Below are 26,797 nucleotides of genomic sequence, written 5' to 3'. Positions count from 1 at the left end.
GGCGCTCGTTGCGCGCTCGAGCGCGTTGTTGAGGCACCCATCGGTGCGGTGCTTTCGCGCCCCGTGTCCGTTCTCTGTTTGCCGCGGGGCGGCGGAATCGCCGGAAGCGGGCGATTTGTGCCGTCAGCTCGTTGAGCCTGTCAGGCGCTCGCCTGGCGGCCTTTGCCCGGGCGCGGTAGAGAGGGGGAATGCGATGTACGGATCTCGATTCCGAACCGGCTGTCTCCTGGTGCTCGGGGCGGTCCTCGTGATCGGCGGCTGCGCCGACGCGGCCGACGAGCCACCCGCCGACACCCCCGGGCTGACCGGCGGCTGGAGCACGGCCGGCTGCGAGTTCCTGCGGCTGCCGGAACACATGGCGGTCGCCGGCGTCTCGATGCCGATCACGCCGGCCAAGCTCGAGGCCGCGATGGACCGCATCGACCGCGCCGGACGCAGCGAGTTCGCCACCATCTACGCCGGCCTGGAGGTCGACCAGGAGAACGCGCGGGCCATCGTGCACCGGGTCCCGTCCGCGGCCTTCGACGATTTCATCCGCCGCGCCGCCGAAGACACGTGCATCGTCGTCCGCGACGCCGCCCACTCCGCCACCGACCTGGCCGTCTGGCACGACCGCGTCCTGGCCGACCTGGACTTCTGGACCCACAACGGCATCCGCATCGTCTCGGTGGGCGCCCGCCACGACGGCGCCGGCGTCGAGATCGGAACCCAGGACCTCGCCCGGGCCCGCACCGAACTACCGGCCCGCTACGGCCCCGCGGCGCCGCTGATCTTCGTCGAGGAGGCCCCGGTCCGCCCGCTCGCCAACCCCACCGCCACACCCCGGATCAACTAGCTTCTGTTTCGCCGCAGCCCAACCTCAGCTACGAAACAGGCGCCGGCTCGGCTCCGACCGGAGTCATGGCGCGTGGCTCTTCCGGGTCCGCATCCGCCGGAGCATGCCCTGGCCGTCGGCAGTCCTCGACCAGGGCGGCCCGCTGGTGTCTCGCGTGGCCCCGACCGTGCAGGGCGTCGGCGGTCCTTCGAGCCGCCGGCGGCACCGGCCGACGCCACCTGCGGGGTCGGCTCTTCGGGTGGGAGCCCCGCCCTCCGGGCGCCCGGGTGGACCTCGACTGAGAGGATGTGCCCCATGCGCCGGGTCCGGCGCCGGATGTCGCTGTGGAGATTGGGGTCGAGGTGGGGGCTGAAGAGCCGCAGGAAGCGCCGGTCACGTTGCGACTGGACGGCAAGGTCGCCCTGGTCACCGGTGCGGGCAGCCCGGACGGGATCGGCTACGCGACGGCCCGCCGGCTGCGCGATCTCGGTGCACGGGTGGCGATCGTGTCGACCACCCGCCGCATCCACGAGCGGGCGGCCGAGCTGGGCATCACCGGTTTTGTGGCCGACCTGACCGACGAGGCCGAGGTGGGCGCGCTGGCCGACGCCGTCGCCGACCAGCTGGGTGACGTCGAGGTTCTGGTCAACAACGCCGGTCTGACGAGCCGGGCCAGCCCCGAGATCCTGCGGCCGGTCGCGCAGCTCACGTACGACGAGTGGAAGTCCGAGATCGACCGGAACCTGAGCACCGCGTTCCTGTGCAGCCGGGCGTTCCAGGGCGGCATGGCCGAGCAGGGCTGGGGCCGCATCGTGAACCTGGCGGCCACGGCCGGCCCGGTCAACGCGCTCCCGACCGAGGCGGCGTACGCGGCTGCGAAGGCCGGCGTGGTCGGCCTGACCCGGGCCCTGGCCATGGAACTGGTGGCCGACGGCGTGAACGTCAACTGCGTGGCCCCCGGCACGATCTACACGGCCGCCTCCACCGTCACCGAGATCAAGCAGGGCCTGGGCACCCCGATCGGCCGCCCCGGCACCCCCGACGAGGTCGCCGCCGCGATCGCGTTCCTCTGCTCACCGGCCGCTTCCTACATCACCGGCCAGATGCTGGTCGTGGACGGCGGCAACAGCGTCCGCGAGGCCGAGTTCCGCTGACCCGCTCCACACGTTCACCCGTTCCGCCTGGGACGGGTGCGCGGTTTCACCGAGATCCGCCGCGACCCCAGCGATTGCCGGCGGCGGGAACGTCGCGCTGCCGGCGGCGGGAACGTCGCGCTGCCGGCGGCGGGAACGTCGCGCTGCCGGCCGGTCTGGTGACCGGCCGGCGAGGCGGGACGGTTACGGGCTCGTGCTCGAGCCGACCGCGATCACAACCACGATCACGTAGAACGCGCAGATCAGCGCGTAGATGCTGGTGAAGATGTAGCTCAGCCAGAGGCCGGCCGTGGCCAGGCCGTCGCCCTGCTCACCGGTCTGACGGATCTGCTTCTTGGCGACGTGGCCCATGACGATGCCGGCCGGCGAGAAGACGAAGGCGAACACGAGCGACAGGATCGCCATCGTGTTGGTGGCGGCGTTGTACGCGGGCTGCCCGTAAGCCGGCTGCCCGTACGGCTGGGCACCCTTGTACGCCTCCTGCCCGTACGGCGACTGCCCGTAGGGCTGGCCGCTCGAAGGCTGGCTGCCGTAGGGCTGCCCGCTGGAGGGCGCACCGTACGGCTGCCCGTAAGGCTGGCCGCTGGACGGCTGGCTGCCGTAGGGCTGCCCGCTCGACGGGTCGGGCGAGTAGGGCGTGGTGGGGTCGTACGGCTGCTGCCCGTACGGCTGCTGTGGCTGGTATGGATCCGGCGTTCCACCGGGTGGATAAGTCATCAGGTCCTCCTCGTTCCCCGGCACGGTACTAGCCGGGTCGCAGAAGAGAACACGATAGGTGGACGTGTCCGCAGGTTGCGACGGCTATCGGACTGATCTTGCCCGATTTCCGTCCACCACGCGGCCCCGTTCAGCCGCCGCACTCGCGGTATTCGGCACGGGCGGGGACCGCATCGTGTGGCTGCGGGCCGAGCGCATTGCCCGCTGGGGTCAGGACAGCTTGGTCAGGTTGCCGATGGAGCGTTCGACGGCCAGGCAGCGGTCTTCGACGTAGTCGATGCCGGCCTCCTCAGCGATCTTCCGCGCCTCGGCCGAGACGATGCCGCTCTGCAGCCAGACCGCGGGGGCTTTGACGGCGACCGCCTGCCGGACGACCTCGACCGCGTCGCGAGCCGGACGGAAGATGTCGACCAGGTCGATCGGCTCGGTGATGTCGGCCAGCGTCGCCACCGTCTTGACGCCGAAGACCTCGTCGACGAACGGGTTGACCGGGATGATCCGCCAGCCGTACTTGAGCATCTGGAGCGGCACGGTGTGCGCCGGCTTGAACGGGTCGCGCGACGCCCCGACAACCGCGATGACATTCGCCTCGGCCAGGATCTGCTGTGCACTCCTCATGCGATCGACTGTAATCACGACAGGCTGGGCATCACGACCCGCCGGCATTACCGACCGGCCGGCACATCACGACAGGCTGGGCATCACGACCCGCCGGCATCACCGACCCGCCGGCATCACGACCTCTCACAGAAGTGTCAGCTGGCGGTCCTCCCGGGGTTCGTCGGTCGGTGTGACCGTGCGGGCCTCGCCCGGCTCGGCGCGATGCAGGCCGTGTCGCCGGGCCGCCATGCGCACCCGGGCGGTGATCTCGCGCTGGTAGGTCTGCGGTGCGTAGGAGCCGTTGCCGTAGAGCTCGCGATAGCGGGGCGCCAGGTCGGGACGGGTCTGGGTCAGCCAGGACGCATACCACTCGCGGGCGCCCGGGCGCAGGTGGAGCGGCAGCGGCGTCACGCTGGTGGCGCCGGCGGCCGCGATCGCGGCGACGGTCTCGTCGATCGACTCGTCGGTGTCGGTGAGGCCGGGCAGGATCGGGGCCATCAGCACGCCGACCGCGAAGCCGGCGTCGGTGAGGCGGCGGACCGCGTCGAGCCGGCGGCGGGGGCTGGGCGTGCCCGACTCGACCGACCGCCAGACCTGCTCGTCGAGGAAGCCGACGGAGAACGACAGCCCGACCCGGGTGACCTCGGCCGCCTGGGTCAGCAGCTCGAGGTCGCGCAGGATCAGCGTGCCCTTGGTGAGGATCGAGAACGGGTTCGCGTGGTCGCGCAGGGCGGCCAGGATCTCGGGCATCAGGCGGTAGCGCCCCTCGGCCCGCTGATAGACATCGACGTTGGTGCCCATGGCGATGTGCGCACCCCGCCACCGCGGCGCCGCCAGCTCACGCCGGATCAGCTCGCCCGCGTTGACCTTGACGACGATCTTGGTGTCGAAGTCGTGGCCGGTGTCGAGGTCGAGATAGCTGTGGGTGTGGCGGGCGAAGCAGTTGTGGCTCACCACGCCGTCGGCGATGAAGTCGCCCGTGCCGGTGGAGATGTCGAACAGCGGCAACGTGAGGCCGAGATCTTCGATGTCGACCACGGCGAGCTGACGACCGGCCCGCACGCCGACCCCGGACGCGTCGAGCGGGGCGCCGTCGATGCCGGTGAGATGGCGGAAGCGCAACGCGGCCCACAGGTCACGGTCGATCTCGACCGTGCCGGTGGCGCCGCCCCGCACCCGGACCGGGCTGCGGCTGGGCAGGCCGAGGTGGGTGAGCGCCGACGTCACGCGGGACAGGAACAGCCGGTCGCCGCTGGTGAAGCTGATCGCCAGCCGGTCGGCCGTGCCCACGGCCCCGAACGCGCCGGCCAAAAAGCCTCTGTACCACCCCGTGGTCGGCAGGTCGGGCCAGCGCAGGGCCTCGTGGAGGGGCACGTCTTCGAGATAGCCGTCGGCCCGGATCCAGGCGTCGCCCTCGCGGGACTGCGCCCCGCCGGTGTCGCCGCGGCCGGCGTCGCCCCGGATCAGGCCGCAGAGGAAACCGGCGCGGTAGTCGGGGGACTCCTTGGGCGGCTCGGCGAAGTGGCCGACCCCGAACATGAGGTCGCCCACGGCGAGCGCGGGCTGATGGGCCTCGGCCGGGCTCACGTGTCGCCAGCCGCGGTCGGTGAGGAACCGGTGGTCTCCACTGGAGACCAGGCGGGTGCCGTCGGCCAGGGTGACCCGGAAGGCGGCCTTCGTGGTCGACCAGTGGTCTCGCACGGTGGTGGGCACATAGCGCCGGGTGGAGCCCGCGCCCATGGTGCCCATGATGGAGTCGCCCCGGCGCAGATCGGCCAGGCGGCGGGTGGTGCCGTCGGCCATCAGGATCGGGGTGTCACCCGACAGGCAGTAGGCACAGGCGTGGGAGCAGCCGCGATAGGGATTGATGGTCCACTCGAACGGCACCCGGGACGCGCCCGGAACCCGGTTGATCAGGCTCTTCGCCTGGATCTCGTAGAACGTCATGCCGGCGAAGCCGGGGGTGTCGAACGTGCGGACGGAGGCGCCAGGCAGCGCCAACGGCAGGGGTGGTGCCGCCGGCGCTGCCCTGTCCAGGAGCGAGCCGCCGTCGGAAGGGGCCGACAGGTTGGACCATCGCATGGCAGGGATTCGAACACATGTTCGATCCGCTTGTCCAGTCACCTTCGGCGTGTCGCCGGCGCGGCCTCCGGCCTATGCGAAAGGCCCGCGAACCGAACCGGTCCGCGGGCCTGACGAGGAAAAACTGGTTATCAGTGGCTGTGTGCCGCGAGCTGCTGGCGCACCTCGTCCATGTCGAGCTTCTCGACCTGCTCGATCAGGTTCTCGAGGGCCGACTCGGGAAGAGCGCCCGGCTGCGAGAAGACGATGACGCCGTCGCGGACGGCCATGATCGTCGGAATCGAGCGGATGTCGAACTTCGCGGCGAGCGCCTGCTCGGCCTCGGTGTCGACCTTGCCGAAGGTGATGCTCTCGTGCTTCTCGGAAGACCGCTCGTAGGTCGGAGCGAAGCGGACGCACGGCCCGCACCAGCTTGCCCAGAAGTCGACCAGGACGATCCCGTCCTTGCTGGTGACCTCGTCGAAGTTCTCAGCGGTCAGCGCAACCGTCGCCATGATGTCTCCGTCCACGGGAAATTGGCTTTCGTGCGATGAAACCCATAGTTCACACCAGCCATTCCCGGTTCAAGGGCGGACGACACGTGGTCTGGAGCACCAAATCAGGACGCCGTGTGGGGTCTGGGCAACCCATCGTAACGATAAGTGAGGAGAGCGCTCTCGTTTACGGAGCAAGTTGTAACGTCCGTTTTGCGGCGAGGAATCCGGACATGGCCTACCCGGCCCCGACGAACCGGCGCTGACCTCGGCGTACGTCCTCGCCGAGCGTAATAGGCAACTTTCTTAAATGTGACCCGGGTCACACCTGAAATTCCTTCACGTGGATACGCAGGGTGAGGCAGACTCTGGTCCAACAGAGCGTGGGCGGCGGGTGCCGGGGAGGGCCCCGCCGCTCATTGCGTCTCCCCCCGGAAGCCCCCCGGAAGCCCCTCGCGCGGCCCTCCGGGAGCGGGCCGGAACGTCGATGAAGAGCGCGGCTGGGTAGCGTAACCGGCCATGATTGCCGCTGAGGACGAGTCGGCCGGGATCGGCGTCGGGCCGTGGGCCGGTGACCTCCCGGATGACCCACGATACGACCCTGAGCTGCTGGCCAATGGCGATCGCCGCAATGTCGTCGACCGCTACCGCTACTGGCGCCGCGAGGCCGTGGTCGAGGATCTGGACACGCGCCGGCACGACTTCCATGTCGCGATCGAGAACTGGCAGCACGATTTCAACATCGGCACCGTGGTGCGCAACGCCAACGCGTTCCTCGCCGCCGAGGTGCACATCGTGGGGCTGCGGCGCTGGAATCGGCGTGGGGCCATGGTCACCGACCGTTACCAGCACGTGCGGCACCACCCGACGATCGAGGAGTTCGTCGCCTGGGCCGCCGGCCTCGACCTGCCGGTGATCGGGATCGACAACCTGCCCGGGTCGCGACCGATGGAGACCGTCACCCTGCCGAAGCGCTGTGTGCTGCTGTTCGGCCAGGAGGGGCCGGGCCTGTCGGAGCCGGCCCGGGCGGCCTGTGCCGAGCTGTTCTCGATCGCCCAGTACGGCTCGACCCGCTCGATCAACGCGGGGGTGGCCAGCGGCATCGCGATGCACGCCTGGGTGCGCTCGCACGCGGGACCCCCGCCCGGGTGATTCTCGCTGATAGGCCCGGGTTCTACGGATCCGCTTGACGCGGCCCCGTGCGGGCCGCACGGTAAAGGGCGTGGGTGTCACAGTGAGTTGCCCCCGATGTGGTGCACAGGTGCGCAAGCCCGACCTGATGCACAGCGACTGGCGTTGCGACAACTGCGGCGACGTCCCGCCGTTCCACGTCGCGGAACACATCAGCACCGACATCGTGGACAGCATGCTGAGCCGCCAAGCCGCCACGGCGGAGCGTACGCCGTTCTGGTGCCCGTGGCCGTTGCCCGCGGGGTGGATGGTCACCGGCGCCGGTTGGGCCGGGGACGACCGGACGGGCGTACGGGCCACCGCTCTTGCCTGCAGCGGCCCCGACCCGCTCGGTGGCGGTCCGGCCGATGTCGTGCTGATCGCCGAGCAGCCCGGGGTCGGGCTCGGCACCAGATTCGCCGGGATCCCCGGCCTCGACCCGGGTCATCTGGTCGCCGACGCGCTGGCCGACGGCCACGGTCATCCGGGTCCACACGCCAAGATCAGGGCGGGTGGCCACCCCACTCCACTGTGGTGCGTCAAGTCCCCGGAGGATCGAAGCGCGTACGTGAGTGAGGCGAAAGGAATGTGGCTCTATGCGATAGCCTGGCCCGCAAGCGCGGGCTACTTCCTCGCGGAGCACGTGGAGCTTCACGATCTCTCCGAGGGTGTGCCGCCCGAGCTCGTGTACGGAGCGCCGTCGCCGTACCTGCAGGGCAAGGCCTAGCCAAGTTGGGCCCTGACCTGCGGATATGGAATCGGCTTTTCGGCCACATTGTTCACACCGAGCGACGAAGCTGATACCGTCAGTACTGCCGCGGCGCTGACCGTCACCCGAACCAACAGGAGAAGGCCCGCCATGATCAAGAAGGTTCTGACCTGGCTTGGTATCGCGTTCTTGATCTTCTTTATCGCCTTCAACCCGAACTCGGCGGCGTCGGTGTTCGAGTCCCTCGGAGGCACGATCGCCGATATTGCCCGGGGCTTCGGCACGTTCTTCACGAACCTCGTCGCTTAGCATCACCACATGGGTGGTCCAGCTGAGCCGCACGAGCCTCGAGGCGAGGGCGCCGGGCGCCCTCGGGACGACGACGAGAACTTCGGGTACAACGACCCGGCGTTCGATGAGGACCCTGACCGCCCACGGCGCCGCCCCTATTCGGACGGTCCCGGCTTCAACCCCGACGCCGGCTTCTCGCCCGACGCGGGTTACTCGGAAGACGCCGGCTATGCGCGTGACGCGGGCTACCGCGCCGGCTACGACGACGCCAGCGACGAGTACGAGCCGCCCATCTTCACCGAGGAGGAGCTCGAGGGCCTGGGCCCCGAGGGCGGAGGCGGCGGTCCGCGCCGGGTGCTTCCGCTCGAGGACGAACCGACCACTCTGGTCGCCCGTTATCTCTTCCCGACCGAGCGCTACCGCGGCGAATGGAAGAGGCACTGGATTCACCTCTCCGCGCCCCTGGGCATCGGCGCCGGCGCCACCCTGGCCCTCGGCTATCTGGCCGGGTTCCTCACCCGGCAGAACATCAACGGCCTGGTCACCGCGGCCGTCCTGATCTGGCTCGGCGTGATCAGTTGGGTGGCCTGGAAGGTCTTCGACTGGTACTTCGACCGGTTCATCCTCACCAACAAGCGGGTCATGGTCGTCAACGGCATCATCACCCGCCGGGTGGCCATGATGCCGCTGCTGCGGGTGACCGACATGAAGTACGAGCAGTCCGCGCTGGGCCGCATGCTGAGCTACGGCACGTTCGTGCTCGAGTCGGCCGGCCAGGACCAGGCACTCCGCGAGGTCAAGCATCTGCCCAACCCCAACGAGCTCTATCTGCGCGTGGTCGAGGAGATGTACGAGCCGCAGGCCGTCGAGGCACGTCTCGGCAAGGACAGCGACGGCGACGACGCTTGACCGCCGTACGGGAAAGCCGTTGTGACGAAGGGATCGTCGCGCGGTCGGGCAACCGGTGGCGCCGGGCCGGTAGCGTTCTCCGGTGACCCGAATCGACCTGCACTGCCATTCCACGGCCAGCGACGGCACCCTCACCCCCGCCGAGCTGGTCGAGGCGGGTGCCGCGGCCGGTCTCGACGTCATGGCGATCACCGACCACGACACGACCGGTGGCTGGCAGGCCGCCGCCGACGCGCGCCCCGAGGGGATGCGGCTGGTGCGTGGGGCCGAGCTGTCCTGCCGCTGGCACGGCGCCGACGAGTGGCCGATCGCGCTGCACATGCTGGCCTACCTGTTCGACCCGGCCGAACCTCGCCTCGCCGCCGACCTGGCCCGCCTGCGCACCGACCGCGAGCAACGCGCCGAGAAGATCGTGGCGAAACTGGCCGCGGACGGTGTGCCGATCACCTGGGACGAGGTCTTCGGCTATGCCCGGGGCGGCTCGGTCGGCCGGCCGCACATCGCGCAGGCGCTGATCCGGGCGGGACTTGTGCGCACCACGAACGAGGCGTTCGCGTCGCGGTGGCTGGGCGCACGTTACTTCGTACCCAAATCGGATCTTGATGTTTTCGAAGCGGTGCGAGCGGTGCGTGCGGCCGGGGGCGTGGCCGTTTTCGCACACCCCAGAGCCACCGTACGAGGGAGGGTCGTGCCCGACCGCCTGATCGTCGAGCTGGCCGACGCGGGGATGTTCGGGCTGGAAGCCGACCACGAGGACCACTCGCCGGCCGAACGGGACCATGTGCGCCGGCTCGCCGACCGGCTCGGCCTCGTGGTCACCGGGTCGTCCGATTTTCACGGCACCCACAAGACGGTTCAGCTCGGCGACTTCACCACCGACCCCGAGGCGTACGAGAAAATCGTCTCCGCCGCCACCGGGGTTCCCGTGCTGGGGTGACGTCGCGGCCGGGATGAGTCGGCGGTTCGGGTGAGTCGGCGGTTGGGGTGACGTCGGCCCTACTGGACTGCGATCGAGAGGGTCCGGCCCCTACCTTGATCGGGTGAATCTGAAGCTGCTCGGCGAGGTCTTCGTGACCTTGCTGGTGATCGTCGACCCGCCCGGCATGGTGCCGGTCTTCCTCGCGCTGACCGGCACGATGGACGGCCGCGCCCGGATGAAGGCGGGCACGCAGGCGGTCCTCCTCGCGCTCGGGGTGATCGTCGGGTTCGCGGTGGCCGGGCAGACCCTGCTCGACTATCTGCACGTGGAACTGCCGGCCCTGCAGGGTGCGGGCGGTCTGCTGCTCATCCTGGTCGCGTTGCAGTTGCTCACCGGCAAGGCCGACGAACCCGCCGAGCAGGGCGGCGGCACCACCAACGTCGCGCTGGTGCCGATCGGGACGCCGCTGCTGGCCGGCCCGGGCGCGATCGTCGCGACCATGCTGTTCGTCCAGCGGGCCGAGAGCGCCGACGAATATCTGATCATCGGCATCGGGATTCTGCTGGTCATGCTGGCCGTCTGGCTCGTGCTCCGGTTCTCCGGAGTGATCGTCAAGCTGCTGCGGCCGGCCGGGATCGAGGTGCTGACCCGCATCGCCGGTCTGCTGCTGGCGGCCATCGCGGTCCAGTTGATCGCCGACGCCATCGACGCCTTCGTCCAGCTGTACATCGCCGCGCCCTGACCCGGTTTCTGTCGTACCCGGCTGGCAGGATTGCTCCGTGCCCTCCACCAGACCGCGCAGCGGGATCCCCGAGCAGCTTGGCTTCGCCGGCATGCCCGAGCGGCTCTTCGTGTGCACACCGAGCAAGCTCGGGTCGTACGAGGACTGCCCCCGTCGCTACCGCTATTCCTACGTCGACCGGCCCACCCCGCCCAAGGGGCCGCCGTGGGCGCACAACTCGCTCGGCGCGAGTGTCCACACGGCGCTCAAGAACTGGTATGCCTTGCCCGTCGACCGCCGCGAACCCGAGGCGCTGCCCAGCCTGCTCAAGGCGACGTGGGTCCGTGAGGGCTACCGCGACGTCGACCAGGAGAGGGTGACCTACCGGGCGGCGCTGCGCTGGCTCGAGACGTACGTCCGTGGTCTCGACCCGCACGACGAACCGCTCGGCGTGGAGCGGGTGGTGGCCACGAAGACGTCCGTGCTGGCGTTCAACGGCCGGGCCGACCGCATCGATGCGCGCCAGGGTCCCGACGGTCCCGAGGCGGTGATCGTCGACTACAAGACCGGTCGTTCCGGGCTCGACGCCGACGACGCGCGGGGGTCGAGGGCGCTGGCGCTTTATGCGTACGCGGCGGGGCGGGTCTTCCGCCGGCCGAGTTACCGGGTTGAGCTCCATCACCTGCCCACCGGCACGGTGGCCGCCCACGAGCACACCCCGGAATCGCTCGACCGGCAGGTGCGCCGGGCCGAAGACATGGCCCGCGACATCATGGCCGCCGAGAAGGCGGTGGCGGGCGGCGCCGACCCCGACGTGGAGTTCCCGACCAGTCCGGGGGCGCTCTGCTCCTGGTGCGACTTCCGTAAGTCGTGCCCGGCCGGGCAGGAAGCCGTCACCAAAGATCCGTGGGAGGCGGTCAACCACCTGACTGTTTAGTTTCAGCCGCTTCGCTTCAGGCCGCTGCTGCGGCTGCCTCTGCTCGGGCCAGTGCCGCCCGGTAGACCGGCGACATGCGATAGCGGCTGGGCAGTGTGTTGATGACCGTGTCTATCAGCACGCGAAGGCCGCGCGCCGAGAGGTTCGCGGTCACGTCCGTGGTGGGCCAGCCCAGGCCGCCGTAGAGGCGGCGCGCCCACGGTGGCAGCAGGCCCATGGCCGTGCCGGCGACGCCGAGGTAGGCCCAACGGGCCGGGCCGAGCGAGAGGCCGAGGCGCAGGGCGGCCGGGAGCGATTCGGGGGCGGGCGGGACGGTCAGGAAGAGTGCCGTCTCGGCGCCGTCCTTGGTGAGAGCCAGCTCGGGGCGCATGGCCTCGTAGTAGGCGTCCACCTCGGCCGCGGTTCCGGGGACGCTCGCGGGATCGAGACCGACCAGTTCCGCCGATCTGCGCTGCTCGTCGTAGTAGCGGTCGATCTCTTCGGGAGTGAGCTTCACACCGGCCCGGGTGGCGGTGGTGAGGAACGATTCGACCTCGGCCACATGGACCCAGCGCAGCAGGTCGGGCTCGTCGATGCGAAACCTTTCCCCCGTACGGGGGTCGGTGGCAGTCATCGCCGCATGGATGCGACGCAGGCGCGAGGCGGCGCGCTCGACCTCTTCCGTGGTGCCGAAGATGACCGTGCCCACGAAATCGGAGGTGCGGTTGAGGCGGCCCCACGGGTCGGACCGGTAGCCGGAATTCTGCGCGACCCCGGCGACGGCCCGGGGGTGCAGGGCCTGAAGGTAGAGCGAGCGCAGGCCGCCCAGCAGGAGGATCGGTTCGCGATGGAGCTTCCACGTGACCGAATCCGGCCCGAACAGCCCGACGTCGACGCTCATGCCCTCCAGACTGCCACGCGAACCGAGTTATTTGAACCCGTTCGAATTCTCGGTCGCCCGTCGGGCCTGGCAAGCCGGACACAACCCCCAGAACGTGACCTCGGCCTCGTCGAGTTCAAAACCGTGTGTGCTCGCCGGGGCCAGGCAGGGGCGTTCACCGACCGCGCAGTCGACATCGGCGATCTCGCCACAGCCGCGGCAGACGATGTGGTGATGGTTGTCGCCGGCCCGGGCCTCGTAGCGCGCGGGACTTCCGGCCGGCTCGATGCGGCGAGCCAGGCCGGCCCGGGACAGGGCGCCCAGCACGTCGTAGATGGCCTGGGTCGAGACCGAGTCGAGCCGGGTGCGGGCCCGGCGGGCGATGTCCTCGACCTCGAGGTGGCCGCCCTCGGCGAGAATCTCCAGCACGGTGAGGCGCGGCCGGGTGACCCGCAGGCCGTGCTCACGCAGCAGTTTTTCACCGTCGGACATCGGTCCATGACAACACGGAACCGAGCGATCCCCAACTCCTCGATCCTTTGGCTGCCTGAACGCGCGTCACTTCGACAAGATCGGGTTACGGATGAACCGGGCGGCTTCCCACGGCGTACGCGCATACGGAAGATGCTTGCGTCGTCAGACAACTCTAGGCTGGCGGCCCGACCAGTTCATGAGGAGGAGTCGTGTTCGACCAGATCAACGGCCTGCCGGTGCACGTGCTCGTGCTGCACGCCGCGGTCGTTTTCGTCCCGTTGCTCGCGCTCGGGGCAGTGGTCTATGCGCTGGTTCCCCGCTGGCGGCCCAGAATGGGTTGGGCTCTCGCGCTGCTCGCGATCGTCGCGCCCGCGGCCACGCTTGTGGCGAAGCTCTCGGGGGAGAAGCTCTACGACCGCCTGCTCGGCCAGGGCATGAGCGGGCCCGGTAAGGAGATCCTCGACGACCACATGGGCTTCGGCGGGCTCACCTTCTGGTTCACGCTCGCGCTCGGCGTCGTGAGCCTGGTGATGGTCGCCCTGACCTGGCGCCGTGGCAGCACCCGTCTCCCGCTGATCGGCGAGGTCGGCGGGGCCGTCGTGCTGATCGCGCTGGCGGCGGCTTCGGGCTACTACGTCTACAAGACCGGCGACTCGGGTGCGACCGCCGTTTGGGGCTCCTACTAGTCCGCCCCTCTTACGCCCCGGCGCGTCACGCGGCGTGCCGGGGCTTTGCATGCCCGCGACCATGGGCCTCGTCGCCTGGTTGGGCGGCCCGCGTCGGATGGCCCTACGGGCTGGTGGGTCGCTTCGGCCGGTTGACTGCGCCACGACCGTTGGGCGGTCGGGTCCTCTGCGCCCCGCCGGGTCCTGCTGAATGTCGCTGGGTCCCGCTGGATCCCGCTGGCTCTCGCTGGGTCCCGCTGGGTCCCGCTGGGTCCCGCTGGGTCCCGCTGGGTCAGAAGATCACTCGGGCGCAGAGCAGGCACAGCAGGATCAGGGCGATGGCGCCGGCGACCAGGCCCACGCCGTACGTGACCGTGCGAGCCGAGCCCTCGGCGTCGTCCAGCGCGTCCATGTCCTGCGGCGGCATGCTGCGGGGCGGCGGCGGGTGCGCGATCGTCGGCGGACGCCAGTTCGGCGACGGCCGGGCGGTGCGCGGCGGCCCCTGGTAGTCGGGGCCAGGCTTCGGGGTGGGTGCCTCCGGCTTCGCTGGGGGCGGCGCGGAGTCGGGATCTGGTCGCTGCCAGTACGCGTCGTCCGGGACGCCCGTGGGGGAACTCACGTTCACCGACGGTACAGCCGAAGGGGGAAGACTTCCGCAGCGGCGCGGGCCTACCCTCGTAGGCGTGGACATCCTGGATGAACCCGACCGCGACAACGACGCCGAGCGTGAGGTCGATTTCGACTCGGAAGAGGCGGCCGTCCTCCCCGACCAGACCCGGGACGACACCGAGCGCGGCTGGGGTGAACGCTCCTACGACAACGACGAGCGACTCCTCGAGGACCGCCCGCCGCACTGGTGACCGCCGGCATCGAGCCGGGCCACACTCGCACCTGCGTAGGGCTGTGGGCTGAGACTGCGGCGACGGCCCTGGACGTTGGGCGGTCGGGCCCGGCGCCGTCAGTCGGGGCGGATGAGGACGGCGAAGCTCTGGCCCGGGCCCGCTACGGCTCGTTCGGCTTCGTCGGGGGCCAGGGCCAGCAGCAGGCCGCCCGTGGTGGGGTCGTCGGAGCCGGTGACCTGGAGGACCAGGGCCGACTCGGCCACCGGCGTGGTGCTGCCGTCCGACTCGTCGAGGCGTAGCAGGTCGATCCGGTTGCCGGCCTCGACCAGCGCGAGGGTCGCCGGGTCGGCCAGCCGCACCGGAACTCCGACGCTGCCGGACGGAACCGTCTGCGGCTCGGCCGGCGCGGACGCCGACGGGGAGCGCGCCGGCACCGTGTAGGTCGGCGGTTCACATGCGGGTGGAGGCGACCGAAACGCCAGAACGGCGAAGCCCAGCAGGATCGCGACCGCTGCGAGGCGTAGCAGCGTGCCGGGAGCCGGCCGGCGCCAGCGCACAGGATCGAGGCGCCCGTTGCCGCTCTCGCGACCTGGTGATCCCTGCGCCTTGGGGAGGGCAGCGCCCAACCGGGATGAGCCGGATCTGCCCATGAGACGTGCCCCTTCCGCTCGCTCTGACGTCGCAGTCCTGCGGCGCCGGGGCGAACGTTAGGCCGAGCGGAAGATCGCCCGCCGAGCCCCTGTGGACAACGCGGAATTGTGGATAACTAAAACGATCTCTGCGAGCCGCGTAGGGTTTAAATCCCCTCGGGCGGGGGGTCTTGGTGGAGGGTCCTTGAGCTGAACCAGGCTGATCTTGAGCTGAACCAGGCTGATCTTGAGCTGAATCGGGCTGATCTTGAGCTGGTCAGCTGGTCTTGGGCTGATCCAGGCTGATCTTGGGTGGGGCAGAACCAGCGGTCAGGGAGGTGCCAGGTCGGCGAGTGGGACGACCAGGCGAGAAAGCGCTACGACCCGAGACAGCCGACCGCAGGCATACGCGCTCAGGCCGACGATGGAGAAGTACCTCCGGCGGCCGGCACGACAAAACCGTGCTGCGGCCGACGAGCAGGGGGCGGGTACGACAAACCGCGCCGGGTCCCAGCTGGGCCGGCGCGGTGAGGAATGTCGGGTCAGGAAGCTGCGGGCGTCTTCGAGCTGGACGAAGAAGACGACGACGAGGACGACGACGAAGAAGAGGATGACGACGAAGAAGAGGATGACGACGTCGTGGAAGAGGGCGTCGACGACGAAGAGGAACTGTCGCTCTTCGTGGACGATGAGGTCGTCTCGGTCTTCTTCGTGGACTCGGCGCTGCCGGACTTCTCGGCGCTCACGTTGCCCGAGCGGGAGTCGTTCCGATAGAAGCCGGAGCCCTTGAAGACGATGCCGACCGAGTTGAAGACCTTGCGGAGCTTGCCCTGGCAGTTCGGGCACTCGGTCAAAGCCGGGTCGGAGAACGACTGCACGGCCTCGAGCTGGTGTCCGCACTCGGTGCAGGCGTACTGGTAGGTAGGCACGGCTCCTCCGGATCTGGTCGGCTGCTGGCACTCGCCAACTCCGAGTGCCAATGTTGCGCCATCGGAGGTCATTTCGTCCACTCGGCCCGATGGCTGAGCGGCCGTCGAAGCCGGCGGAGCCGTCAATTGCCGAAAACGGTCAGGCCTCCACCAGGGGTGATCGCGGCGTCTACCGGGCGGTCGTGCGGCTCGGCGGGGATGTAGTCGACCAGCTCACCCTCGTGCAACAACGCCACCACCAGCGGGCTCCCGAGAGAGGGCAGGCGGGACAGGGCGCGGTCGTAGGAACCGCCGCCGCGGCCCATCCGCATGCCGGAACGGTCGACCGCCAGCGCGGGCACGAAGACCAGGCCGACTTGGGCGACAGCCCCGACGCCGAGGCGGGGGCCGGCCGGTTCCAGGAGGCCCCGCCGGCCCGCGGCCAGGGGATTGGCATCCCCGAAAGAGGTGGTGCCGGGATACGCAGCCCAGTCGAGGTCGTTGTCCGGAAGGAGGACGGGCAACAGCACCCGGGTATGGGCGGAAAGCGACACCACCAGCTCGGGCCCGCCGGGTTCGCGGCCCATCGGCACGTACGCGGCGACCGAGGTGGGCTGCTCACGGCGTACGAGGGAAAGGGTTTGATCTTGGATGGCGGCGGCGGCTGAAGCGAGCGCGGAGGGTGTCAGGGCGCGACGTGCCGTGAGGAGGCGATCGCGGAGTGCGATCTTGTCGGCTCGAGATCGTTCCGCATCACGGGTTAAATCGGACATGCAACACCCCCTTTTGAAAAGCGGCAAACGGTGCACACTATGTCAGCATCGCTCCAAAGAGGGCCAGTCCCGGGAGGATGCGTGACGCTACGTGGCCGGCTCACCACCGCCTTTCTGGTGGTCGTGCTCGGTCCGGTCCTGCTCGGGTCCATCTTTGTCGCCATCACTGTCGCCACCGTGAGCCGGGACCGGACCGCCGAGCGGCTCGACCATGCGGCGGCCACGGTGCGTACGGGAATGGCGGCGGCCTGCCGGCAGCTCCAGGCAGCGGCGGACGCGGTGGCGGTGGTCTCCCCGAATGACCGATCCGCGGTGGCGGGCCAGCTGATCACGCGCGGCCTGGCCACCGACATCAAGATCAGCGGAGGAGAGACGCCGGCCAAGATCGCGGCGCCCCGCCCGGCCGGGATCACCGGCTGGCAGGATTGCGCGGGTCCGGGTGACACGCCCGGGAAAGCTCAGGCGATCGCCGCCCGGGCCGTCGCCGGCGACGAGCTGATCACCGCCGCCCAGACCGTTGACCAGGCCTTCCTCGCCCGTCTGACCGCCGCCAGCGGCACCGACGTGACCGTCACCGAGAAGGACGACCCGCCGGGGGAGAGCCGCCTGCTGCCGGCCGAACCGGGCCAGCCCCTGAGCCTGACGCTGACCGTGCCACCGAGCCGGCCCACCCTGCTGTACGCCGTTCTCCCGGCCGTGGTGCTCGCCGCCGCCCTGGCCGCGGTGCTGGTGGCGCGCTGGCTGGCCTACTCGACCACGCGCCCGCTGGGCGACCTGGCCTGGGCCGCCGACCGGGTCGCGGACGGCGCCCTGGACACCCGCGTGCCGATCCTGCGCCCGGACGAGCTGGGCCTGCTCGCGTCGTCCTTCAACCGGATGACCCGCGAACTCCAGGCCTATGTGCAGGCGCTGACCGCGAGCCGCGACCAGCTGCGCGGTCACCTGGCGATCCTCGGCGAGACCCTGTCGAGCACCCACGACCTGCACCGGATCCTGCAGGTCATCCTGCGGACGGCGCTGGCCGCCACCGGCGCCCGGGCGGGCCTCGTGCTGCTGATCGACCCGGACGCCGGCCAGCTGGTGCCGCGCTGCGGGGTCGGGCTCTCCGGCGACTGGGACGTGCCCGACACCGACCTCGAGAAGAAGCGGCTGCCGGTGGGCGAGGGGGTGCTGGGCTCGGTGGCCGCGACCGGGGAGCCGCGCCGCGGGCAGGGTTCGCCGGCCTCGGCCGAGCCGCCGTGTCTCACGTACGTCGCCGTGCCGATCTGCGCCCCGGCCGTCGCCGAGGAGCCGGGTGAGCCGCCGGCGTTCCCCGAGACGCTGGGAGTGCTGGCGCTCTATGACCGGGTCGGCGGGGACGCGTTCGACGACGCCGATCTGCACACCCTGCGTACGTTCGCGGGGCAGGCGGGGGTGGCGGTGCACAACGTGCGGATGCACGAGGAGGCCCAGCGGCTGTCGCTGACCGACCCCCTGACCGGGCTGTGGAACTACCGTTACCTGCGGGAATCGCTGCGCCGGGAGGTGGAGCGGGCGAGTCGTTTCGGGCGCATGCTGGCGGTGCTGGTGCTCGACCTCGACCACTTCAAAGAGGTGAACGACACGTACGGGCATGCCGCCGGTGACGCCGTGCTGAGCGAGTTCGCCCGGCGCATCCGGGTCGGGTTGCGTGAGGTCGACGTGGCGTTCCGCCAGGGTGGCGAGGAGTTCGTGGTGCTGTTGCCCGAGACCGACGGGTACGGCGGAGCGATCGTCGCCGAACGTCTCGGCGCGGCGGTGCGCGACCGTCCGGTCACGGTCGACGGCGTCCAGATCCCGATCAGCGTGTCCATCGGGGTGGCGGTCTATCCCGAGCACGGTGAGAATTCACCCCAGGTGCTGGCCGCGGCCGACCGGGCGCTCTACGCGGCCAAGAACGCCGGCCGGGACACGTACCGGCTGGCCGAACCCGCCGATGTGACGAAGTCACACGTTTCCTCCGGGGATCATGAAGGAAACTTTGATCAGGCCACGGCGGTCCCGAGCGGGTTGAGACCGCAGCAACACAGACGTGGCCGATAGTCTCGCGGCATACCACGGGCACGACTGAGCGAAGGTGCGGTGACCTTGATGACCACGAACGCGCATGCGTCCGGCCGTCGAGCAGTGAAGGCCGTGATCCCAGCGGCCGGCCTGGCGACCCGGTTCCTGCCGGCCACCAAGGCCGTTCCCAAGGAGCTGCTGCCCGTGGTCGACCGCCCTGTCCTGCAGTACATCGTGGAGGAGGCGGCGGCCGCCGGCATCACCGATGTCCTGCTCGTCACCGGCCGCGGCAAGACCTCGATGGTCGACCACTTCGACCGCCGGCCCGACGTCGAGGCCCGGCTCGAGGAGAAGGGCGATCTCAAACGGCTTGCGGAGGTACGCCGTACGAGCGAACTGGCCGACATCTACACCTGCCGCCAGGGCGAGCCGCTCGGGCTGGGTCATGCCGTCGGCACCGCTGCCTCGCACGTCGGGGACAACGCGTTCGCCGTCCTGCTGGGTGACGAGTTCGTCGAGGAGGACAAGCCTCTCCTTCCCGCGATGCTCGACCTCCAAGCCCGTACGGGGGGAATTGTCCTTGCCCTGGGTGAGGTGAAGCCCGAGGAGACATCCCGCTACGGCATCGCCTCGGTCAACCCCTCGGCTGAGGGCGGCGACACCGTCGAGATCACCGGGCTGGTCGAGAAGCCCGCCCCCGAGGAAGCGCCGAGCAACCTGGCCGTGCTGGGCCGCTACATCCTGCCCGCGAGCATCTTCGAGGCCATCGACAACACCAAGCCCGGCAGCGGTGGCGAGATCCAGCTGACCGATGCGATGGCGCAGCTGCTGGCCGACGGCGTCCCGGTGCACGGCATCATCTACCGCGGCCACCGCTACGACACCGGCATGCCGCTGGGCTACTTGCAGACGGTCGTCATGCTGGCGGCCAAACGGGAAGATCTCGGCGAGGAGTTCCGGAGCTGGCTGGCGGAGTTCGTCGCCGGCGGTGCGAAAGGATGACAGCCACGGCCGATGCCGAGGCGGCCGCCAACGAGCTGATGCCGCTCGCCGAATACCTGGGCAGCGTGCTGCGCAGGTTGCGGGCGCTGCCTCCGCTCGACCTCGACCTCACCCAGGCCCACGGCAACGTGCTGGCCAACGACGTGCTCGCGCCGCACCCCTATCCGGCCTTCGACCAGGCCGCGATCGACGGGTACGCGGCCCGCTGGGAAGACCTGACCGGGGCGGGGCGGGTCGGATCCCACCCCGCCTTCGGGCGGTTCGAGGGCGGTTCGCGGCCGGTGCGGCTCAACGTCGTGGGTGACCTCGGCGCGGCGAGCTGGCGTCCGGTACGCCTCACGCCGGGCACCTGTTTCTCGGTGGCGGCCGGGGCGCCGTTGCCGATCGGCTCCGACGTGGTCGTCCCGGTGCACTGGACCGACCAGGGCATGGCGGCCGTCGAGATCCTGCACGCGCCCAAACGGGGTTCGGGCGTACGCCGGGCCGGTGACGAGATCGCGGCCGGGCAGGTGCTGGCGCCGGCCGGGGCGTACGTGACCCCGGCCATGGTGGCGACGTTCGCCGCCTCGGGCATCGGGCACGTCGTGGTGCGGCCCAGCCCGCGCGTGGTGGTCGTGGCGACCGGCGACGAACTGGTCGACGTGGGCCGGCCCAGCCAGCCCGGCCAGGTCGTCGACGCCAACTCGCACGCGCTGACGGCCGCCGCGGTCGAGGCGGGCGCTCTCGCGTACCGGATCGGGATCTGCGACGACGACCCCGAGGGCCTGCGCGGGCTGCTGGAGGACCAGACCCTGCGGGCCGACCTGATCATCACCACCGGCGGCACCGGCAGCGGCCCCGGCGACATGCTGCGACGCGTGCTCTCCCGGCGCGACCCCGGCCGGGGCGCGGTCGAGTTCACCGACGTCGCACTCAGCCCCGGCGCCACCCTCGGATTCGGCACGGTCGGCGGCGAAGAGGTGCCCGTCGTGTGCCTGCCCGGCGAGCCCGGCTCGGCCCTGATCGGCTTCGAGGTGCTGGCCCGCCCGGTCATCCAGCTGCTGGCCGGCGCCGAACCGGTCTTCCGCCCCAGCGTGAAGGCGCACCTGCTCGAGACGGTGTCCTCACCCGGCGGGCTGCGCGAGTTCCGCCCCGCCCACGTGGCCGAACGGCGCGGCGGGGGACATACGGTGCAGCCGCTGGCCGGTGGGCCGTACACTCTCTCCGGCCTGGCCGAGGCCAACGGACTATTGGTGCTCGGCGAGCGCGTCACCACGGCAGCGGCCGGCTCGACCGTGGATGTGCTGTTACTCGACCGGAGGCGATAGATGCTGGGGTCCACGCCCGGATGGCCCGCCGTGCTGGCGGACGGTCCGGTGCTGTTGCGGCCCTACAAGCGCGGCGACGGCAAGAGCTGGTCCGAGGTGCGCATCGCCAACCAGGAGTGGCTCGCCCCCTGGGAATCGGCGCCGCCCGGCCCGTGGTCCGAGATGAACTCGACGCGCGCCTTCTCCTACGTCTACGCCGACATGCGCCGGGCCGCGCGGCGCGGCGACAGCATGCCGTTCGCGGTCTGCTGGCGCGAGACCGACGGCCGTGAACGGCTCGTCGGCCACCTCAACCTGGGCAACATCGTGCGGCGGGCCTTCAGTTCCGCGTACGCCGGTTACTGGGTCGACCATCGAGTGGCCGGTCGCGGCGTGATCCCCACGGCCCTCGCGCTCGCCGTCGACCACGCGTTCGGCCCCGGCGGGCTGCACCGCATCGAGGTCAACATCCGCCCCGAGAACCGGCCGTCACGGCGTGTCGTCGAGAAGCTGGGCTTCCGCGAGGAGGCCTACCACCAGCGCTACATGCACATCGACGGCGGCTGGCGTGACCACCTCGGATACGCGTTGACCAGCGAGGAGATCGCCGCCGAGGGTGGCCTGATGGCCCGGTGGCGGCGCGTCCGGGCCTGACGCCAGTTTGTGCCTTATTGATCCTTACAGCTCGACACGCCCGGCGCGGCGTGCGCATTTCCGCAGCTCGCGGCCGTAGCCTCGGGGAGATTGGGTCTTTGCGGTCCGCTTTGCTCGTGTATGCGCTCCTGGATGCCTGAGCGGGCCGCCCGAAGCTGGCGGAAGGGGAGAGGGTGCCGACCTCGGTGCTCCTCGCCGTCCTCGCCGCGGCCGGACTGCTCGCCCTCGCACCAGCGCTCGTGCGCCGGTACGACGCCACCGAGCGGTTGGCCGCGGAGCGGGCGTCGTCGACGGCGAGGGTGCTGCAGCGCCACCGCCGTCGTCGCACTGTGCCCGGACGACGCCCGATCAACCCTGGTCGCCTGGTCACGGTTACGGTTCTCGCCCCTTCGGGTGATGTTCCGGAGCGCCCGCAACGCCGCCTGCGCCTGGTCACACCCGGCCGGCGCCCCGCCCGTCGCCCGCCACCGAGGCGGCACACCCCCGCGGTCGTACGCCGTCGCCGGGTCTTCGCCGCGCTGCTGCTGCTCAACTTCATCGAGCTGATCGGCGTGCTCGCGGTCGGCCCCGGCTTCTGGATCGGCTTCGCGGTGACCGGCGCCCTGCTGGCGTTCGACCTGGTGCACCTGCGCAACCGGGCCCTGGCCGACCGCCGGCGCCGCCGCATCGAGGCCCGCGAGGCGGCGTGGCTGGCCGCACGCCAGGCCGAGGTGCGCCGGGCTCAGGCCCGCCGGGCGGCCCAGCGCCGCGAGAAGCAGAAGCAGTTGGCGGCCCAGCGCGAGGCGGCCCGCCGCACGGCGATGGGCCTCGACCGCGACGAGGATGCACCACCCCCGACCGCGCCGCCGTCGGTGTACTACCGCCGGGCGGGCGGCCTGCGCGGACGCCCCTACGAAGCGGGAGGCCGACACCACACGGCATGAGTGGGGTCGGTTCGCGGGGCGGCCGGTGGACCTGTTAACCTTGCTGCGGTTCCACGGACTGCGGTTCGCGGGCTGGTAAGGGGCTGTGGCGCAGTCTGGTAGCGCACCTCGTTCGCATCGAGGGGGTCTGGGGTTCAAATCCCCACAGCTCCACGAGCTTTGTCGCCCCGTGTCCGCTGAAGTGCGCGGACCGGGGCGCTCTCTATATCTGCTCAGGGGGCCGAGCCCCCTGAAACCCCACGGTGCGGTTGCCGGCTCGGCGAGTCGGTTCGGGTGAGTGGGTGGCGGGGCTCGCGCTTTGCGCTCGACCCGGAAACGGGCCGCGCTCCGCGCTCGACCCGGAAACGGGCCGCGCTCGACGCCGGTGCGGAGACGGCTAGAACTCGGGAACTCGCGGTTTTCGGTGGGCTGTGGCTGCTGCGGGGGTCAGCTCTGCTCTTAGTGCTTCTACGGTGGCCTGGAATGCGGCCTCGGTGGTCTGGCGGTGGTCTGCTGGTTCGCCGGGGGTGGTTTGGTAGAGCAGGTCGTTGACTGTTCTGGCGGCGGCTACTGCGGTCGGGGAACAGAGCAGTTCGATTGCGGTTCTCGCGGTGCGCATCCGGGCCCGTAGGTCTTCGCGCTCGTCCTGGTTCATTCCGGCCTCGCCGGCGCGGCGGTACTCGTTGATCAGGCGTCGTACGGCGGTCACGAAATCTACCGAGTGGCGGAGTCGCTGGTCCCGCAGCCAGTTGTCGTGTTCGCGGGCTCGATGGTGGCGGGCCGTGATGATGGCGCTGACGATGCCGATGCCGGCCACGACCAGGCCGGCGATGCCGCCCACCAGAGCCGGTCCCAGGGTCCCCATGGCGCTGAACCCTAGGAGACATCGACAGGTGTGGACATCGAACATTCGTCCACACCGGACGCTCGCTCAGCGGGAAACGGCGGCGGCTCGGGGGCAGAGGATGATGACGCAGCTGTCCACGCGGACGTCGTCGAGCAGGAGGCCATAGCCGGCGGGGGTGGTGGTGCCGGCGAACTCGATCTTCAGGGAGCGGGACTTGGCCAGGACGTATGTGGTGTGCCGGGTGTAGCCCATGTTGTCGCGGGAGCGGCCTGCGGTGTTGAACGTCAGGGTCTGGGTGGGTTGGTTGTTGACCCGCAGTTCGCCGGTCTTGACGGCGGGCGGGCCCACGTAATTGCCGCCCAGGGCGTAAGTGATCCGGTACGTCAGCAGCGGTGTGGTGGGGACCGTGCGGGTCACGGCGCCGTTTGTCGTGCCGTCCAGGTCCAAGTTCTGGCGGCCCTCGGCGGTGGTCCACAGGTGGGTTGTGGAGAGGTCCACATCGCCGGCGGAGACCTGCCACGGGCCGATCTGGGTGCCTGCGGACAAGCGGGAGAAGCCGCTCGGGACGGCAGGTGACTCGAAACCGTCCTGAAAAGCGGGGGCGACGACTGGAGCGGGAGCGGCCAGGAGCGCGGCGGCCAGAAGGGCTCGCATGGGGGACCTCCGTCGGGTGGGCTCGGGAACGAGATCACCGTAGCGGCGGTCGGACGAAACGGGACGTAGCGGACAGCGTGTTGCCGGCCCGCCGAGGACGGCGGACCGGCAACAAGACGGTCAGGAACTGGTGGCGGCCAGGCTGACCGTGAATGGGGCATCCCTGATCACGGACGTGTGGCCGTCGGCGATCAGGGTGTAGGTGCCGGCAGCGGGGAAGGTGCACTTCCCGAGGGGGACGCTGCCGGCCGTCTCGCAAGGCGACGCACCGTCGGCGTCGCGGATGGTGATGCTCCGGGTGTCGCCGCCGGTGCCGAGGGCGGTGACGTCATAGGTGCCCGCGGCCGGCACGGTCAGCGAACGGCACCGGATACCGCTCGGCTGGTCGGTGCCGCCCACCGTGACCGCGGGGCAGCCGACGGCGGGGGTGAGCGAGCGGATCTGGATCTCGTCCTCCCCGCCGTCCGGTGGGGCGATCGTCGAGACCCGGTACGGGCCGGGGCCGGTGAGCTCGCACGGCGGGTTGTACCGGCTCGGGAAGCCGCAGACGCCGGTGCCCGAAGCGTCGTAGATGACAAGGATTCCGGTCTCGGAGAAGCCGAGGATCTTGTCGCCGGCCGTGCCCTCGAACGTGGTGCAGTGGGCCTCGAGCGGGTCGCCGGTCGGGATACGGACGGGCGCCGCGTCCCAGGCCGTGCTGATCCGGCCGGTGCAGTCGGCCGGGTCTTCCAGGACGGCCGCGACCCGGTAGCTGATCGGCTCGGTGCCGTAGCGGTTGCTGACCTCGATCGCGTATTCGCCGGTGGTGCGGATCAGGCAGCGCCAGAGGACGCCGCGCGGGGCCAGGCAGACGCGGTCACCGTTCGCGTTGCGGACGAAGGCCGAGATGCTGTTGCCCGCGCCGCGGACCTGGATGTAGTGCCAGCCGGCCGTGAGCTTGACGTCGTGGCAGCCCGCCTGGCCGGCCGGCACCGTGACCGTGCCGATCTGCTCGGGGGCGAGCGGGCCGTAACGGGCCTCGGTCACCGAGGTGCACGTGGGCGGCTCCGGCTCGGGTTCCGGCTCGGGGTCGGGTTCCGGCTCGGGCTCGGGGGCCGATCCGTACGAGCGGGTGATCTGGTATTTCGCCGCGGTCGGGTCGGCCGTCAGCACGAGCCGGAGCAAGGTGCCGACCGAGATCTCACACGTGAAGACCATCTGGTCGCCGCCCTCGCAGGGCGGGCCGGCGGTCGGACGGACCGAGGCCCGGATGGTGCCCGCGCCGCTGGTCCGCTGCATGGCCACCTCGAACTCGGGGGCGTTGCGGTCGGGCACGAAGTCGAAGCACTGGGTGAACTGGCCGGGGCGGAACGACACCGTCACCGATGGGTCCCAGGGCCGGCAGTTCCAGATCGAGTGCTTGTCCTGCAGGGCGAAGATGTAGTCGCCGGTCGTGGCGTCCGCCGGCGCGGTCACCAGCATCCGGAAGGTCGCCGGGCCGGGCAGATCGCACTCCACGGTGGAGCAGACGACGTTGTTGTCGCTGTCGTAGTAGCGGATGACCGGCACGCCCGCACCGGAGGCGTTCGGCGGCAGCACCAGGCTGGTCTCCGACTCCCACGGGGTCGGGAACTCCCAGCAGTCGACCTGGCCGACCGCCCGGAACTTGCCGCGCGCGTTCGGGCCGGCCACGCCCTGGGTGGTGGTGGCCTTGCAACCGGGCCCGTTCATCGCGGCGAACGTGGTGGTGAACGAGCTGGTGACGATGCGGTTGTTCATCGTCTCGGCGATCACCAGATAGCGCCCGGCGGCCGGGAACGTGCAGACCTCCTGCTGGAGGACGGGCCTCGGGGTGGTGGTGCAGACCGGCTTGCCGTCCGGGGCGAGGACGCCGGTGAGCTGACCGACGTTGGCGGGGGTGCGGAAGCGTACGAGATAGGTGCCCGCGGCCGGAACGTCGAGCACGCGGCAGCGGACGTCGCTGAACCGGTTGGTCGAGCCGAACGGCTTCGGTTCGTGAACCGGGCAGCCCTTCGGGTCGGTCACCGAGCGGACCTGGATCTCGTTGCTGGTGGCCGCGGCCGGCGCCGCGGTCATGGCCAGGAAGGTGCCCGCGCCGGTGAGCCGGCAGGGGTCGTTGTACTGCGACGTCGGCAGGTGGCAGACGAGGCTGCCGTCGAGCTTGCGGACGTTGGCCGAGGCGGCCGGGTTGTAGACGTACACCTTCTCGCCGTCGGACCCGGTGAACCGGACGCAGTTGGCCTCGAGGTCGGTGCTCGGCGCGGGCGCGGTGACGGTGTTCCACGCGGTGCGGACCCGGGTCGTGCAGTGCGCCGCGTCCTGCCGGATCACGGCCGTGCGGTAGGTCAGAGTCTGGCTGGTCGGGTTGGCCAGCTGGACGGTGTAGACGCCGGAGGCGGGGATGTCGCACTCGAGCGCGTCGCAGACCTGGTTGCCGGACGCGTCGCGCACGGTGCCGAACCGCGGCGGCCGGGCGTCGTTGCGGATCTGGAGGTAGTGGGGGCCGGCGGTGAGGGCGACCTCGTGGCAACCCGTCTCGCCCGGCAGCACCTCGCCGGTGCCGATCTGGTCGGCGGCGAGATCGCCGAAGTGGCCCTCTCGAAGCGGCGTGCAGGAGGTGGGTGCGGCTGCCTTTGAGGAAGGAGGGGCAGGAGAGGCGGCATCGGCGACGCCGGTGAAACTCGTGGCCAGGATCAGGCCGCACGCCAGTGCGGCACCCCATCGTTTCAAGTCGTTTCCCCCGTGACTCGATCGGTGTGTCCCCAGTGGATACCACGCGGGACA

The 26,797-nt window shown here is 70.5% G+C and carries 29 protein-coding genes, 1 tRNA gene and 1 pseudogene; 18 read left to right on the top strand and 13 right to left on the bottom strand.

All coding sequences use genetic code 11. From position 1 onward, the window contains the following. The first annotated feature begins 193 nt into the window (after nucleotides 1–193). The gene (locus tag JIG36_RS42885) at nucleotides 194–835 is read left to right on the top strand and encodes a hypothetical protein (RefSeq protein ID WP_203382624.1); all 642 of its coding nucleotides are present in this window, start codon (nucleotides 194–196) and stop codon (nucleotides 833–835) included. Nucleotides 836–1,158: 323 nt separating this feature from the next. Next, nucleotides 1,159–1,968, top strand: a complete 810-nt coding sequence (locus JIG36_RS42880) for an SDR family NAD(P)-dependent oxidoreductase (protein ID WP_203382623.1) — start codon at nucleotides 1,159–1,161, stop codon at nucleotides 1,966–1,968. A gap of 183 nt (nucleotides 1,969–2,151) precedes the next feature. On the opposite strand, the gene JIG36_RS42875 is transcribed toward JIG36_RS42880, so the two are convergent. From JIG36_RS42875 to trxA, 4 genes are all read right to left on the bottom strand, one after another. Then, on the bottom strand, nucleotides 2,152–2,685 hold the full coding sequence (locus JIG36_RS42875; RefSeq protein ID WP_203382622.1) for a DUF4190 domain-containing protein: 534 nt from the start codon (nucleotides 2,683–2,685) through the stop codon (nucleotides 2,152–2,154). A 210-nt stretch (nucleotides 2,686–2,895) separates the two neighbouring features. Beyond that, nucleotides 2,896–3,303, bottom strand: coding sequence for a CoA-binding protein (locus JIG36_RS42870; RefSeq protein ID WP_203382621.1), 408 nt, complete (start codon nucleotides 3,301–3,303; stop codon nucleotides 2,896–2,898). Nucleotides 3,304–3,429: 126 nt separating this feature from the next. Then, complete coding sequence (locus JIG36_RS42865) at nucleotides 3,430–5,367, bottom strand: intein-containing Rv2578c family radical SAM protein (RefSeq protein ID WP_203382620.1); 1,938 nt, start codon at nucleotides 5,365–5,367, stop codon at nucleotides 3,430–3,432. 131 nt (nucleotides 5,368–5,498) lie between these two features. Beyond that, a complete protein-coding gene (trxA, locus tag JIG36_RS42860; RefSeq protein WP_203382619.1) occupies nucleotides 5,499–5,861 on the bottom strand; it encodes a thioredoxin in 363 nt (120 codons plus the stop codon). Between the two features lie 498 nt (nucleotides 5,862–6,359). Here trxA and JIG36_RS42855 point away from each other — a divergent pair, with 498 nt between their 5' ends. From JIG36_RS42855 to JIG36_RS42825, 7 genes are all read left to right on the top strand, one after another. Further along, a complete protein-coding gene (locus tag JIG36_RS42855) occupies nucleotides 6,360–6,992 on the top strand; it encodes a TrmH family RNA methyltransferase (RefSeq protein WP_203382618.1) in 633 nt (210 codons plus the stop codon). Between the two features lie 70 nt (nucleotides 6,993–7,062). Next, nucleotides 7,063–7,737, top strand: a complete 675-nt coding sequence (locus JIG36_RS42850) for a DUF6758 family protein (RefSeq protein ID WP_307873139.1) — start codon at nucleotides 7,063–7,065, stop codon at nucleotides 7,735–7,737. Nucleotides 7,738–7,869: 132 nt separating this feature from the next. Beyond that, entirely contained in the window at nucleotides 7,870–8,028 is a 159-nt protein-coding gene (locus tag JIG36_RS42845; protein WP_166661190.1) for a hypothetical protein, read from the top strand. Nucleotides 8,029–8,037: 9 nt separating this feature from the next. Continuing rightward, nucleotides 8,038–8,919 carry a PH domain-containing protein gene (locus JIG36_RS42840; protein ID WP_203382617.1) on the top strand — a complete coding sequence of 294 codons (882 nt, stop codon included), beginning with the start codon at nucleotides 8,038–8,040 and terminating at the stop codon, nucleotides 8,917–8,919. Between the two features lie 82 nt (nucleotides 8,920–9,001). After that, a complete protein-coding gene (locus JIG36_RS42835) occupies nucleotides 9,002–9,856 on the top strand; it encodes a PHP domain-containing protein (protein ID WP_203382616.1) in 855 nt (284 codons plus the stop codon). Between the two features lie 103 nt (nucleotides 9,857–9,959). Further along, nucleotides 9,960–10,580: a MarC family protein gene (locus tag JIG36_RS42830; RefSeq protein ID WP_203382615.1), complete on the top strand. Its 621-nt coding sequence runs from the start codon at nucleotides 9,960–9,962 to the stop codon at nucleotides 10,578–10,580. Between the two features lie 91 nt (nucleotides 10,581–10,671). Beyond that, nucleotides 10,672–11,496: a RecB family exonuclease gene (locus JIG36_RS42825; RefSeq protein ID WP_203382656.1), complete on the top strand. Its 825-nt coding sequence runs from the start codon at nucleotides 10,672–10,674 to the stop codon at nucleotides 11,494–11,496. 16 nt (nucleotides 11,497–11,512) lie between these two features. Here JIG36_RS42825 and JIG36_RS42820 read toward each other — a convergent pair whose 3' ends face one another. After that, complete coding sequence (locus JIG36_RS42820; protein ID WP_203382614.1) at nucleotides 11,513–12,376, bottom strand: oxygenase MpaB family protein; 864 nt, start codon at nucleotides 12,374–12,376, stop codon at nucleotides 11,513–11,515. Nucleotides 12,377–12,403: 27 nt separating this feature from the next. Further along, complete coding sequence (locus tag JIG36_RS42815; protein WP_203382613.1) at nucleotides 12,404–12,847, bottom strand: Fur family transcriptional regulator; 444 nt, start codon at nucleotides 12,845–12,847, stop codon at nucleotides 12,404–12,406. Nucleotides 12,848–13,038: 191 nt separating this feature from the next. On the opposite strand from JIG36_RS42815, the gene JIG36_RS42810 reads away from it, so the two are divergent. Then, nucleotides 13,039–13,515, top strand: coding sequence for a DUF2231 domain-containing protein (locus JIG36_RS42810; RefSeq protein ID WP_203382612.1), 477 nt, complete (start codon nucleotides 13,039–13,041; stop codon nucleotides 13,513–13,515). A gap of 271 nt (nucleotides 13,516–13,786) precedes the next feature. Here the strand turns inward: JIG36_RS42810 and JIG36_RS42805 are convergent, their stop codons facing one another. Then, a complete protein-coding gene (locus tag JIG36_RS42805) occupies nucleotides 13,787–14,113 on the bottom strand; it encodes a translation initiation factor 2 (RefSeq protein ID WP_236049321.1) in 327 nt (108 codons plus the stop codon). Between the two features lie 64 nt (nucleotides 14,114–14,177). Between JIG36_RS42805 and JIG36_RS42800 the strand changes: the two genes are divergently transcribed. Continuing rightward, on the top strand, nucleotides 14,178–14,354 hold the full coding sequence (locus tag JIG36_RS42800) for a hypothetical protein (protein ID WP_203382610.1): 177 nt from the start codon (nucleotides 14,178–14,180) through the stop codon (nucleotides 14,352–14,354). Between the two features lie 98 nt (nucleotides 14,355–14,452). Here JIG36_RS42800 and JIG36_RS42795 read toward each other — a convergent pair whose 3' ends face one another. Next, nucleotides 14,453–14,893 carry a hypothetical protein gene (locus JIG36_RS42795; protein ID WP_307873138.1) on the bottom strand — a complete coding sequence of 147 codons (441 nt, stop codon included), beginning with the start codon at nucleotides 14,891–14,893 and terminating at the stop codon, nucleotides 14,453–14,455. A 606-nt stretch (nucleotides 14,894–15,499) separates the two neighbouring features. Between JIG36_RS42795 and JIG36_RS52825 the strand changes: the two genes are divergently transcribed. Next, nucleotides 15,500–15,739 (top strand): hypothetical protein, encoded by a 240-nt coding sequence (locus JIG36_RS52825; RefSeq protein ID WP_236049371.1) that lies wholly within the window; start codon nucleotides 15,500–15,502, stop codon nucleotides 15,737–15,739. A 62-nt stretch (nucleotides 15,740–15,801) separates the two neighbouring features. Here JIG36_RS52825 and JIG36_RS52820 read toward each other — a convergent pair. Together JIG36_RS52820 and JIG36_RS42785 are read right to left on the bottom strand one after the other, a co-directional pair. Then, nucleotides 15,802–15,966 (bottom strand): annotated as a pseudogene (locus JIG36_RS52820) (FmdB family zinc ribbon protein); the annotation flags it as partial. Nucleotides 15,967–16,016: 50 nt separating this feature from the next. Then, nucleotides 16,017–16,646, bottom strand: coding sequence for a 5-formyltetrahydrofolate cyclo-ligase (locus tag JIG36_RS42785; RefSeq protein ID WP_203382607.1), 630 nt, complete (start codon nucleotides 16,644–16,646; stop codon nucleotides 16,017–16,019). 81 nt (nucleotides 16,647–16,727) lie between these two features. Between JIG36_RS42785 and JIG36_RS42780 the strand changes: the two genes are divergently transcribed. The 6 genes from JIG36_RS42780 to JIG36_RS42755 all read left to right on the top strand — a co-directional run bounded on the left by JIG36_RS42780 (nucleotide 16,728) and on the right by JIG36_RS42755 (nucleotide 22,686). Next, entirely contained in the window at nucleotides 16,728–18,707 is a 1,980-nt protein-coding gene (locus JIG36_RS42780; protein ID WP_203382606.1) for a sensor domain-containing diguanylate cyclase, read from the top strand. Between the two features lie 48 nt (nucleotides 18,708–18,755). After that, a complete protein-coding gene (locus JIG36_RS42775; RefSeq protein WP_203382605.1) occupies nucleotides 18,756–19,670 on the top strand; it encodes a UTP--glucose-1-phosphate uridylyltransferase in 915 nt (304 codons plus the stop codon). Further along, on the top strand, nucleotides 19,667–20,977 hold the full coding sequence (locus JIG36_RS42770) for a molybdopterin molybdotransferase MoeA (RefSeq protein ID WP_203382604.1): 1,311 nt from the start codon (nucleotides 19,667–19,669) through the stop codon (nucleotides 20,975–20,977). Before JIG36_RS42775 ends, JIG36_RS42770 begins: the two co-directional genes overlap by 4 nt. Then, entirely contained in the window at nucleotides 20,978–21,610 is a 633-nt protein-coding gene (locus JIG36_RS42765; RefSeq protein WP_203382603.1) for a GNAT family N-acetyltransferase, read from the top strand. 173 nt (nucleotides 21,611–21,783) lie between these two features. Further along, nucleotides 21,784–22,533 carry a divisome protein SepX/GlpR gene (sepX, locus tag JIG36_RS42760; protein WP_203382602.1) on the top strand — a complete coding sequence of 250 codons (750 nt, stop codon included), beginning with the start codon at nucleotides 21,784–21,786 and terminating at the stop codon, nucleotides 22,531–22,533. A 79-nt stretch (nucleotides 22,534–22,612) separates the two neighbouring features. After that, nucleotides 22,613–22,686 (top strand) — tRNA-Ala (locus JIG36_RS42755). A 223-nt stretch (nucleotides 22,687–22,909) separates the two neighbouring features. On the opposite strand, the gene JIG36_RS42750 is transcribed toward JIG36_RS42755, so the two are convergent. The 3 genes from JIG36_RS42750 to JIG36_RS42740 form a co-directional block, all read right to left on the bottom strand. Next, nucleotides 22,910–23,377 (bottom strand): hypothetical protein, encoded by a 468-nt coding sequence (locus tag JIG36_RS42750; protein WP_203382601.1) that lies wholly within the window; start codon nucleotides 23,375–23,377, stop codon nucleotides 22,910–22,912. 66 nt (nucleotides 23,378–23,443) lie between these two features. Continuing rightward, nucleotides 23,444–24,013: a DUF642 domain-containing protein gene (locus JIG36_RS42745; protein WP_203382600.1), complete on the bottom strand. Its 570-nt coding sequence runs from the start codon at nucleotides 24,011–24,013 to the stop codon at nucleotides 23,444–23,446. Nucleotides 24,014–24,133: 120 nt separating this feature from the next. Next, nucleotides 24,134–26,743: a PPC domain-containing protein gene (locus tag JIG36_RS42740; RefSeq protein ID WP_203382599.1), complete on the bottom strand. Its 2,610-nt coding sequence runs from the start codon at nucleotides 26,741–26,743 to the stop codon at nucleotides 24,134–24,136. Between the last annotated feature and the right edge of the window lie 54 nt (nucleotides 26,744–26,797).

It is taken from the genome of Paractinoplanes ovalisporus (assembly GCF_016834655.1).
GTDB classification, from domain to species: domain Bacteria; phylum Actinomycetota; class Actinomycetes; order Mycobacteriales; family Micromonosporaceae; genus Actinoplanes; species Actinoplanes ovalisporus.
Note: the sequence above shows the minus strand (reverse complement) of the source record. Positions and strands in the feature narration are given on the sequence as shown.